This window comes from Microbulbifer zhoushanensis, from assembly GCF_021729055.1.
GTDB lineage: Bacteria > Pseudomonadota > Gammaproteobacteria > Pseudomonadales > Cellvibrionaceae > Microbulbifer > Microbulbifer zhoushanensis.
In genome coordinates this window covers 799,427-810,207 of the sequence record NZ_JAJSAO010000001.1, presented here as the reverse complement: position 1 = coordinate 810,207, position 10,781 = coordinate 799,427, and the positions used below count along the sequence as shown (strand labels likewise).

7 protein-coding genes and 1 tRNA gene are annotated in these 10,781 nt (G+C 58.7%); 2 read left to right on the top strand and 6 right to left on the bottom strand.

Annotation, left to right across the window (positions count from 1 at the left end; translation table 11 throughout):
* Nucleotides 1-475 precede the first annotated feature (475 nt).
* Nucleotides 476-1,192 (bottom strand): hypothetical protein, encoded by a 717-nt coding sequence (locus LVD10_RS03545; RefSeq protein ID WP_237061869.1) that lies wholly within the window; start codon nucleotides 1,190-1,192, stop codon nucleotides 476-478.
* Nucleotides 1,193-1,982: 790 nt separating this feature from the next.
* A tRNA-Arg gene (locus LVD10_RS03540) sits at nucleotides 1,983-2,059 on the bottom strand.
* A gap of 327 nt (nucleotides 2,060-2,386) precedes the next feature.
* Here LVD10_RS03540 and ftsH point away from each other — a divergent pair.
* Nucleotides 2,387-4,288 carry an ATP-dependent zinc metalloprotease FtsH gene (gene ftsH, locus LVD10_RS03535; protein ID WP_233005699.1) on the top strand — a complete coding sequence of 634 codons (1,902 nt, stop codon included), beginning with the start codon at nucleotides 2,387-2,389 and terminating at the stop codon, nucleotides 4,286-4,288.
* A 24-nt stretch (nucleotides 4,289-4,312) separates the two neighbouring features.
* Here ftsH and LVD10_RS03530 read toward each other — a convergent pair whose 3' ends face one another.
* The 4 genes from LVD10_RS03530 to LVD10_RS03515 all read right to left on the bottom strand — a co-directional run bounded on the left by LVD10_RS03530 (nucleotide 4,313) and on the right by LVD10_RS03515 (nucleotide 10,281).
* Nucleotides 4,313-5,098 (bottom strand): Fpg/Nei family DNA glycosylase, encoded by a 786-nt coding sequence (locus tag LVD10_RS03530; protein WP_233005698.1) that lies wholly within the window; start codon nucleotides 5,096-5,098, stop codon nucleotides 4,313-4,315.
* 51 nt (nucleotides 5,099-5,149) lie between these two features.
* Nucleotides 5,150-6,868, bottom strand: a complete 1,719-nt coding sequence (gene polX / locus LVD10_RS03525; protein WP_233005697.1) for a DNA polymerase/3'-5' exonuclease PolX — start codon at nucleotides 6,866-6,868, stop codon at nucleotides 5,150-5,152.
* 138 nt (nucleotides 6,869-7,006) lie between these two features.
* On the bottom strand, nucleotides 7,007-9,058 hold the full coding sequence (ligA, locus tag LVD10_RS03520; protein WP_237061867.1) for an NAD-dependent DNA ligase LigA: 2,052 nt from the start codon (nucleotides 9,056-9,058) through the stop codon (nucleotides 7,007-7,009).
* Nucleotides 9,059-9,276: 218 nt separating this feature from the next.
* Nucleotides 9,277-10,281 carry a tRNA dihydrouridine synthase gene (locus tag LVD10_RS03515; RefSeq protein WP_233005695.1) on the bottom strand — a complete coding sequence of 335 codons (1,005 nt, stop codon included), beginning with the start codon at nucleotides 10,279-10,281 and terminating at the stop codon, nucleotides 9,277-9,279.
* 164 nt (nucleotides 10,282-10,445) lie between these two features.
* On the opposite strand from LVD10_RS03515, the gene LVD10_RS03510 reads away from it, so the two are divergent.
* Entirely contained in the window at nucleotides 10,446-10,769 is a 324-nt protein-coding gene (locus LVD10_RS03510) for an OadG family protein (protein ID WP_233005694.1), read from the top strand.
* The last annotated feature ends 12 nt before the right edge of the window (nucleotides 10,770-10,781 follow it).

Sequence of the window (10,781 nt, the reverse complement as noted above, 5' to 3'; positions counted from 1 at the left end):
AACTCAGAAGTGAAACGCAACATCGCCGATGGTAGTGTGGTGATTCGCCATGTGAGAGTAGGTCATCGTCAGGCTTCAATTGCAAAAGCCCTGATCGCTAACGCGGTCAGGGCTTTTTTTATGCCTGTCGATAACCTTGGTGCCTAGCATTGTGACAAATCGGCAGGACAGCCGATTTGGACAGCCCCAGGCTGCCCGCAGGGGCGCGGCACATGGATGTGCTGCGATCAGAGTAGGGCTAAACCGTGCGCAGACGAAGCACAGCTTCGTGCACGGTTGAGCGACCGGCCATGGATGGCCGGGCCGGGGCCAGGTCGAACAATCTGCAGCTGCGCCAGGGATGGCGACTCAACCGCCCATCGCCCCTGCATACAGGCTTCTATCCCAAAAGCCCTGATCGCTAACACGGTCAGGGCTTTTTTATTTGGCACGTCCTGTCGCCACCCCTCCGGACAGCTTCGCTGTGTTGCTCTGTTCAGGGAATCCCATACTTTTCAGCCAGCCGGTCTATATCCTCCTGGGGCCGTCTCCGTTTCGTACATTTTATTTTGAAGTCCTGATAGATATAGCTATCAGCATCGCCGACCAATACCTTCCTGATCTCTGCACAGTAGTTGCCATTCTGGATAAATGTACCAGTTGCCGTCATTAACTCGGCTTCCGGCTTTTTGAATTTCTGTACCTTGTTCCGTTCCTGTTCCAGCTGACGGGCCAGGCGTGGGTCAAAAACTGTCGACCTGGTCTTGGCGCCCTGGTGGCTGTCGGCGGTTGTGGGTTGTTCAGCCGGCGCCGCCGTCACAGGCTCGCTCACCACCTTTTGTGTTGCCTTTTGGGTTGCCGCGTCTTTGCTGGCTGGAGGAGCTGGTGTTTCTTGTCGGGGCTCGAGGCTGTCTGTGGGGGCTTCCGGGGTAGCGGGCTTTTCGGTGTTCTCGTTCGGTGCGGTTACTGGTGGGTGTTTTGTCGTCCTGTCTTTCCTTGCTCCTGAATCCTGCTGAGCGGTGCCTGTTGAGCCTGTGGCCGGAGGTTGGGTCAAGGTTATATGGATGCTCTTGTTATTTAGCAGCTGTTGCTGTTGCAGGGGTATGGCAATGAATAGGCTATGAAGGCTGAGGGCGAGCGCCAGTGAGACGAGGAGACGCCGGTCGTGCAGGAACCCGGGATTGTAGAAGTGCTGATATGGATTGCTTACCACAACGTTCCCTGTCATGAGTGCTAGGGGGGCGTACTTGCCTCAATTAAGTTTGAGGGCGACATTTGTGGTGGGTTCCGCTTCTGGATAGTTGTGTGGTGGATCTCTGGGGGCATGGTAGTGATAGTTAGAGGGGAGGGCGGACTCGAAACGCGCTCTGGCGTGTTTCGCCCCGTGGGCGCGCGTTGCGCGGTCTTAACTCGCTGGAGCGAGGTGATCGAACGTGCGGAGGTTGATTCGCGCCATCCCTGGCGCTCACCCCATGGGCGCCTTCGGCGTCCAAATTTGTTCCAGACAAATTTGTCGTCACCGCCCAAACGTACCATATAAATGGCGCATCCTTTCCTGGAGCTTCGGTGAGACCGTGCAGGGACAGAAGGGGAGGATGGACTCGAAACACGCGTTAGCGTGTTTCGCCCCTCCGGGCTCGCTTTGCTCGGTCTCAACTCGCTGGCGCGAGTTGATCGAACCTGCGGAGGTTGATTCGCGCCATCCCTGGCGCTCACCCCATGGGCGGCTTCGGCGTCCAAATTTGTTCCAGACAAATCTGTCGTCAACGCCCGAGCGCGCCATACAGAAAAAGCCCCGTCCTTTCGGGGAGCTTGGGAAGGACGGGGCAGGGAAGAGGGGGAGGATGGACTCGAAACACGCGTTGGCGTGTTTCGCCCCTCCGGGCTCGCTTTGCTCGGTCTCAACTCGCTGGCGCGAGTTGATCGAGCCTGCGGAGGTTCTTACCTCCACAAACGGGCCATACAAAAAAAGCCCCATCCTTGCGGAAGGGGCTTTCTTTGTATGGCGCGCTCGGGAGGATTCGAACCTCCGACCGCCTGGTTCGTAGCCAGGTACTCTATCCAGCTGAGCTACGAGCGCGTCGTTGTGGTTGCGAATATTAGAGAGTTGGGTTTGTTTCGTCAACTCTTTTTTTAAGTATCTTTAAGAAAAAATCCTTAAAAATCCGCAAGTTACCGAGCCGGCCGCTTCCCCGGGGGTTGCCGGTTCAGCTCGATAGGGCGCGCATTCTGCCCTGCTGGGCGGGAGTTTGCAAGCCCTTATTACAAGATAGTTGTGATGGGCCGCCTGTGGGGCATAGCGCCGGGACCTATACTGGGGAGAGTGCCGGGGCCCCGCTGTTCCGGGGGGCGCCGTACTCCCTTCAATTGTCGCCTGTGGCGGCTGTGCAGGCAGTGCGGATTTCGTATGGCAGACGAGCAAAAGCAAGACAAACAGCGCGTGCCGACAGGCCAGCCCCAGTCTCCGCTTGCTGGCTACCTGATCTGGATGCTCCTGCTCTTCCTGGCCTTTTCCTACTGGACGACCTCCCGCCAGGAAGAGACTGGCCAGAAGCTCTCCTATACCGAGTTCAAGGAGAAGGTCAGGGCCGGGGAGGTGGAAAGTGTCACCCTCAGTGGTGAACAGATCACCGGCCGGTTTGTGGGTGCTGATACCTATCCGGTGCCCCGTGGTGAGGATCGGGCCGCGGTGGAGTTCCGGACCACCAAGCCACCTGTGGAAGACCCCGACCTGATTCCACTGCTCGAAGACCGGAATGTCGAGATCAATGCCGAGCCGGTCCCGCGTGACAACTGGACGCCGCTCCTGATCAGCCTGATGCCACTGTTACTGATTATCGGCCTGCTGTGGTTCGCCGGACGGGCCATGCAGGCAAGAATCGGCGGGGGCGGCACCACGGGTCCTTTCGGGTTTGGAAAGTCCCGGGCACGGCGATTTGAACGTGGCGAATCAAATGTGACCTTCGAGGATGTCGCGGGCCTGGAGAATGCCAAGCGTGACCTGCGCGAAATAGCAGACTACCTGAAGGATCCCGGGCACTATCGGGAGCTTGGCGCAAAAATCCCCAAGGGTATCCTGCTGATGGGTCCTCCCGGTACTGGCAAGACGCTGATGGCAAAGGCGCTGGCAGGGGAGAGTGACGTACCTTTCTTCAGTATCAGCGGTTCCGAGTTTATTGAAATGTTCGTGGGCGTCGGGGCCTCGCGGGTCAGGGATATGTTTGCCAGTGCCAAGAAAGAGGCGCCGGCGATCATATTCATCGATGAGATCGATTCGGTGGGGCGGGCCCGCGGGACCGGGCTGGGTGGTGGCCACGATGAGCGCGAACAGACACTTAACCAGATCCTCGGTGAAATGGATGGTTTTGATCCCCACGAGGCAGTGGTGGTCATCGCAGCCACCAACCGCCCGGATGTGCTCGATGCGGCGCTGATGCGGCCGGGCCGTTTCGATCGCAAGATCACCGTGGACCTGCCGGACAAGAAGGCGCGCCTCGCTATCCTCAAGACCCATTCCCGCCATACACCGCTGGGTGAGGATGTAGACCTGGAGCGCCTGGCAGCGCTGACGGTGGGGTTTTCCGGCGCCGATCTGGAGAACATGATCAATGAGGCCGCGCTGCTGGCGGGGCGGGATGACCGCGCGGAAGTCGATATGGAGCGCATGCTCAAGGCCCGCGACCGGGTTGTTCTGGGCAGTGAGCGGGAGATGGTAATCAGTGAGGAAGAGAAAGAACTCATTGCCTATCATGAGTCTGGCCACGCCCTGGCGGCGAGCCTATTGCCCCATGCCGATCCGCTCGACAAGGCTACGATTGTGCCCCGGGGGCGCAGCCTTGGGGCCACCGAGCAGATTCCCGAGGAGGAACGGCACAGCCTGCGGGCCAGCTACCTGTATGACCGGATCGGTGTGATGCTGGGAGGCCGCGTGGCCGAGCAGGTGGTGTTCGGTGAGGTAAGCTCCGGGGCGGAGTCGGACCTGAAGCAGGCCACCAGTCTCGCCCAGCATATGGTGGGCCAGTGGGGGATGAGCAAGCGGTTGGGACCGGTAGCGTTTCGCCGCGGTGAAGAGCATGTTTTCCTGGGACGCGAGATTGCCCAGCAAAAGGACTTCAGTGAACACACGGCGCAGGTGATTGATGAGGAAGTCGGTGAGTTGATCTCCGGGATTGAGAAAAAGGTACGGGACCTGCTGGAAAAGCACCGCAACCAACTCGACGCCCTGGCCAGCGCGCTGCTGGAAAAGGAGACCCTGGAAGCGGCGGAGATCCAGGCGATCATTCACTCTGCCCGGCAACACGATACCTGAATTTCCAGGACATCCCGGAAAACATCATCCCGGCTGGCAACCCGGGCAGTACCAGGCGGTGCGCCCGCCAACCGCCTGCGTTTCAAGGTCCCGCCCACATCGGGGGCATTGCCCATCCTGGTGCCTGTGAGGCAGCAGGTATGATTGTGGCAGGGCCGCTGGCTCTGCGTCGCAGTCGATTGCCTGTTTCAGTACGGTTCGCATCGCCCTGAATACCCGCTTGCGATTGCTCTCGTCAAGGTCGTCGAGTGACCTGGCGGGGTGAATACGGGACTGGAACAGGATTTCGTCGGAGTAATAATTGCCGATACCGGCTACCTGGTGCTGGTCCATCAGCCAGGGCTTCACCTGTCCGTGGCGCTTTTGGGATCGCCCGAGAAATTCCTCCTCACTGATCCGCAGGGCATCCGGCCCCAGGTCCCGGTCGCGGATCCAGTCGTCAGGCGAACCGGTGAGAGCAATACGCCCCAGTTTACGCGGACAGCGGTAGGCCAGCCGGTAATTACTATCAAAGTCGATCTCGAGTTGTGTATATTGCGGCGGGCTCTTGACCGACTTTGAATAAGACAGATTTCCACTCATGCCGAAATGCAATACCAGGCAGCTACCCGAGTCCAGCAGCGCGAAGAGATACTTGCCGTGGCGTTCGGTTTGCGTGAACCTGGCCCCGTGCAGAGCGCGGCCCAGTCCCTGGGGGCTTGTTTCCACCAGCAGCTCGGGTCCGGGCACGCGCACTTGTCGGATTACCTGGTGTAGCGCAGTGGCATCGAAGTAGCGTCTATAGGTTTCAACGTCGGGAAGTTCGGGCATCTGGGGTCGTGTCCAGTAGCATGACGACGGGCGGAGGCAAGGTGCCGGCGCTCAGCGCCTGAAGAGCTTCATCAACTTGTCCAGTGGCAGGCAATTGACCACATCGGCTTTTTCCAGCCAGCCCCGCCTCGCCTGGTCGACACCGCAGCGCATATGCTGCAGGTCAGAGGTACTGTGGGCGTCGGTGGCAATTGAAATTTTCACTCCCAGCTCCCTGGCCATCCGGCAGCCCTCGTCGGTAAGGTCGAGGCGCTGGGGTTGTGCATTCAGTTCCAGGATGCAATTCCGTTCCTTCGCCCGCTCCAGTATTTTCTCCAGGTCCGTCTCATAGGGGGATCGCTCATTGATCAGGCGGCCGCTCGGGTGGGCGAGAATATTGAAGTAGTCGTTATCCATGGCCCGAAGAATGCGCTCGGTCTGTTTTTTGCGGGAAAGGTCAAATTTGTGGTGGATAGCGCAAACGGTAAAGTCCAGCTCTTTGAGAACGGTGTCTTCCAGGTCGAGGGAGCCATCTTCGAGAATGTCTACTTCACTGGATTTCAGCACCACGATACCGTCGAGCTTTTCGTTGAGCTTGTCTATCTCCCGCACCTGCGCCAGCAGCCGTTTCTTGTCGAGGCCATTGGCGACAGTCAATCGCTGTGAGTGATCGGTAATCGCAAGATACTCATAGCCGAGTTCACGGGCGGCCTCGGCCATTTCTTTCAAACTGTTATGGCCGTCACTGGCCCTGGTATGGGCATGCAGGTTGCCGCGGATGTCTTCCAGGGTAATGAGCTGTGGCAACTTTCCTTTTCGCGCGGCTTCAAGCTCCCCATGATCCTCCCTAAGTTCCGGGGGAATCCACTCCAGTCCCAGCTTCTCATAGACGGCTTTTTCCGTTTTACCCGAGATACGCTCGTCGTCCTTGAATACACCGTATTCATTGACTTTGAACCCTTTTCGGATTCCCAGCTTGCGCAGGGCAATGTTGTGGGACTTGGACCCGGTGAAATAGACCTGCGCCGCGCCGAAACTGACCTGGGGAACGACCCGCAGGTCCACCTGCATGCCGGAACGAAGAAACACGGTTGAGCGCTTTTTACCCTTGGAGTCGATCTCATTGACTTCGTCATAGCTGGTAAAGTGATCCATCACCGACGAGTCCTGCTTTGCGGTCACCAGGATATCCAGGTCGCCCACCGTCTCTTTTCGCCGCCGGTAACTCCCGGCAATAATGATATCCTTGAGTCCCTCGGCCTCTTTCAGGTATTGGACCAGTGGCCTGGCAACTTCCTCCGCATCAATCAGGCGAGTGCGTTTCTCTTCACCGGAATATTTTTCCAGGCGGCTACGAATTTTTTCTTCACTTTTTTCGCCAAATCCGGACACTTCCCGGATCTCGCCGGCCTCGGCAGCTCTCTCAAGGTCCTTGAGGCTGTTGATAGCGAGTGCATCATGAAGCGCCTTGACCTTTTTGGCCCCGAGGCCCTCGATCATCATCAGCTCACTGAGGGCCTCCGGAGTCCGCTCCTCCACCTCCTTGAGAAGGGGAAGTTCACCGGTTTCAACAATCGTCTTGATTTTCCCTGCGAGGTCGTCGCCGATATCCGGTAGCTCGCTCAGGTCCTCGCCGTCATCGAGCAGGTCCGACATGCTTCTCGGGTAGCCGCGGATGGTGCCCGCGGCGTTGCGGTAGGCACGCACCCGGAACTGGTTGGCACCCTCAATCTCCAGCAGGTCTGCCAGTTTCTCGAAGCAATCCGCGATCTCACTGTTATGAACCGTCATTTGGGGAGGTCAGTTGATTTCAAATGGTATACTGCCACTGCCGGATTCAGGGAGGGCCCTCAGTTGCTGCTACTCCCCGGATATACTGGTGCTAAGACGGGATTATAGAAGAGTGATTGCCTGTGTCTTGCTGCCTGCTCAGCTTTCATCCATGAGCTTGAAAAACTCCTCTTCGTCGATGCAAGGCACGCCCTGTTCTTTGGCTTCGTCCAGCTTGCTACCCGGGTTTTCACCCACTACCAGGTAGTCGGTCTCGCCACTGACGCTGGACGTGGCGCGGCCTCCCAGTGCCTCGACTCTCTCCCGGGCCTCGTCCCGGGTCAGCCTGTCCAGGGCGCCGCTGAAGACGAAAGTCTTACCTTCCAGGGGCTGCCTGTCCCGCCGTGGCATGGGTGTAACCTCAACTCCCTGCTGCTGCAGGCGCCGCAGGATTTGCCGGTTTTGGCTGTCGTGGAAAAAGGCGGTGGTGGCCATTGCGATCTCGCTGCCGATACCGTCGATCACTGAAATGTCGTCCTCTTTGGCGGAGGCGACCTTGTCCAGTTTCCCGAACTCCCGCGCCAGTTGCCGCGCGACCCGCTGTCCGACAAGGGGGATTCCCAATGCGTACAGGAAACGGTCCAGGCGGGCCTTGTGGGCCGCCTGGATTGCGTCATGCAATTGCTTCGCAGAGCGCCGGGCAAACCCCTCCAGGGATTCCAGGTCTTCCACAGCAAGCCCATAGAGGTCGGCAAGGTTGTGCACCAGGCCGCGCTCAACCAGCTGTCTGGCCGCCTTTGCGCCCAGGTGATCGATATCCATCGCGTCCCGCCCGGCATAATGCTGAATTCTCCCCCGTAGCTGGGCGGGGCAGGCGAGCCCCGCTGTGCAGAGATAGTAGGCGCCATCGCGGGAGACTGGCGCTTCGCAGGATGGGCAGTGCCCGGGCATGCTGAATGGCTCAGCGCGTTTCTTTCCGGGACGCTTTATTCGCTCTTCGATTTCCGGAATCACATCGCCGGCGCGAATAACACGAACGGTGTCACCGACCCGGATATCCTTACGCCGGACCTCGGCTTCATTGTGGAGCGTAGCGCGACTGATAGTGACGCCCCCCACATCCACCGGGGTTAGCAGGGCTACCGGTGTCAGCATGCCAGTTCGACCCACCTGGACGACGATATCCTCGACTGTGGTGGTTTCCTCCCGGGGCTTGAATTTCCACGCAAGCGCCCAGCGGGGGCTACGGTCGCGGTTTCCCAGTTTTTCCTGCAACTCGACCTGGTCCACCTTGATGACAATGCCGTCGATTTCGAAATCCAGTTCGTCCCGCTTTCCCTGCAACTGCGCATGATAGTCCCTGACCTCCTCAAACGAACTGGCAGCCTTGTTCAGTGGGCTGGTCCTGAGACCCCAGTCGGAGAGTTTCTGTAGCGCTTTCTGGTGGGATTGCGGCCGCTCGTCGTCCATCTCGAGGATTTCGTAAAAGAACACGCTGACAGGCTTGCCGGCTGCCTGCCGGGATTCATACTGGCGCATCAGCCCCGCTGCAGCATTGCGCGGATTGGCAAAGGGCTCTTCACCACTTTCCACCCGCTGGCGGTTCAATGCAGTAAAGCCCTTTTTACGCATATAGACCTCACCGCGAACAGCCAGCAGGCCTGGGGCATGTGCAACATCCTGCAATGACAGCGGCAGGGTACGAATCGTCTTGAGGTTGTGGGATATATCTTCGCCGGTTTTGCCGTTGCCGCGTGTGCTGCCGTGTTCGAATTGGCCCTCGCGATAGACGACTTCGATCGACAGGCCATCGAACTTGGGTTCCAGGATGAGGCGGGGGAATTTCCTGTCTGCTGCCTTGCGGATCGATTCCAGGAAAGTGCGGACATCATCGGCATCCAGCTTTGCCTGCAGGCTCAGCAGGGGCTTCCGGTGTGAGATCTTTTCCAGTTTGCTGACCGGTGAGACACCCACGCGCCGGGTGGGGGAGTCGTCGGTGCGCAGGTCCGGGAATTCCTGTTCGAGGTCTTCCAGTCGTGCGAACAGCTTGTCGTACTCGGCGTCCGAAATTTTCGGCGAGCCCTTAACGTAGTAGAGGTGGTCGTGGTAGTTGATGCCCTCGCGTAACGCGCGGGCCTCTTCGGAGGCCTCGTCCTTATCGAGGTCCTCTACTGGCCTGAAATCAGTATCCGGTTTGCTGGTGAAATCCATGTCACTTTCGCATACCGGGCCCGGGGACCGGCCAGGCCGCTATTGGGTGTGGATTGGCTGGTGGGACACTCGTCAAGTTCGGTAATAAAGGCACACCGCCAAAGCGATCAGATCAAGGCGAGAAAGCGCTGGGATAGTAGCGTTGCTTCAAGCGTTTCTCAACGCAGGGCCGGACGATTTGGCGAAGCAAACTTTGATCGAACTATACTTACGGCCCACTAGGCTGCCGCGGTCTCTCCCATGCTGGCAGCGAGCTCTTCGGCAAAGGCCTGTTCGATGGGCCCCTGGTCGCGAAGGCGCTTGAAGCCATCAAAGAAGACCTGTGCCTCAGGGTAGGCCAGTTTCAGGTAGGCCAGCCACTGCTTGACCCGGTTGCCGAGGTATTTGGCCGGGTATTCGTCGCGGGTGGCCTGGTAGTAGTTCCACAGGAGCTGGACGACCTCGCCCCAGGGCAGGGGGGTGTATTCATGTCCGGCGCAGTGCGCCTTGACCTGCAATGCCAGGTCGGGCCGGGCCAGCAGGCTGCGACCGAGCATAAAGGCGTCACACCCTGTGACCTCCCGGCAGCGCTGGAAGTCCGCCACGGTCCAGATATCGCCATTGGCAATGACCGGTATCGCGAGCTGTTCACGAATTTCACCAATATATTCCCAGTATGCCGGGGGACGGTAGCCGTCTACCTTGGAGCGGGCATGAACGGCCAGTTCGGAGGCGCCTCCGTTTTCCGCGGCGCGGGCATTGTCCATGTAGCTGGAGCGGTCCTGGTATCCCAGGCGGATCTTTGCAGTGACCGGTATCTCAGCGGGGACGGCGTCTCGTACGGCCGCCACGATACTCTCGACCCGGTGCGGACTCTGTAACAGGCAGGCGCCACCGTCACTGTTGTTGACCGACTTGGCCGGGCAGCCGAAGTTCAGGTCGATGGCCCGGGCACCGGAAGCCACAGCGCGGGAGGCATTCAGGGCCATCGATTCCGGGTTGCCGCCGAGCAGCTGCAGCCGCACCGGTACACCGTGGCGGGTCCGGGCACCGGCTGCCAGTTCAGGGCAAAGCCGGGTAAAGACCTTGCGCGGCAGGCGCGTATGGGTCACACGGACGAATTCGGTCACGCAGATATCCACGCCACCAATCCCGGACAGCAGGGCCCGGACGTGATGGTCGATAACGCCTTCCATGGGAGCCTGGTATATCAGCGGGGTGTGTTTGTGGGACTTATCGGTCATGATTCTGCGGTGCCAGCTTGGTGATGCAATTCATCCCCATGGCAGGCCGTGGGGTGGTTTCCGGCTATTTTACCAGTGCTATGACGCGTCTACTAATTAAAAGTGCGTAATGTCATTTAAGGCAGTTTGTGGGTGCGGTTTGCGTGTCTTCCGGGATGTAATTCATGGTTGCGGCTGTAACTAATAAGTATTTGATTTTAAAAGGTTGTTGTATTGATAATAGCGCCCGCCAAAGTGGAAATCAGGGGGCAAGCGTGGAAGAAACGCTATTGCAACAGGGACTGGACATCACACTGTTCGGTATGGGAATTGTTTTTACATTCCTGCTTCTGCTGGTGATCGGCACCAGTATCATGTCCCGCATTATTATCCGTAACTTTCCCGAAGCGGAGCCCGTCGCTCCCGCTGCCGGCAGTCCCGCCACCGACGATGCGCGCCTTCGCGCAATTATCAAGGCCGCCATTGATCAGCATCGCAAACGCCGCTGATCTTATTTTTCA

What these genes read in the sequence shown, in the direction of transcription:
- ftsH (WP_233005699.1), top strand. Translation starts at nt 2,387, where the DNA reads ATGGCAGACGAGCAAAAGCAAGACAAACAGCGCGTGCCGACAGGCCAG.
- LVD10_RS03530 (WP_233005698.1), bottom strand. Translation starts at nt 5,098, where the DNA reads ATGCCCGAACTTCCCGACGTTGAAACCTATAGACGCTACTTCGATGCC.
- polX (WP_233005697.1), bottom strand. Translation starts at nt 6,868, where the DNA reads ATGACGGTTCATAACAGTGAGATCGCGGATTGCTTCGAGAAACTGGCA.
- ligA (WP_237061867.1), bottom strand. Translation starts at nt 9,058, where the DNA reads ATGGATTTCACCAGCAAACCGGATACTGATTTCAGGCCAGTAGAGGAC.
- LVD10_RS03515 (WP_233005695.1), bottom strand. Translation starts at nt 10,281, where the DNA reads ATGACCGATAAGTCCCACAAACACACCCCGCTGATATACCAGGCTCCC.
- LVD10_RS03510 (WP_233005694.1), top strand. Translation starts at nt 10,446, where the DNA reads ATGGTTGCGGCTGTAACTAATAAGTATTTGATTTTAAAAGGTTGTTGT.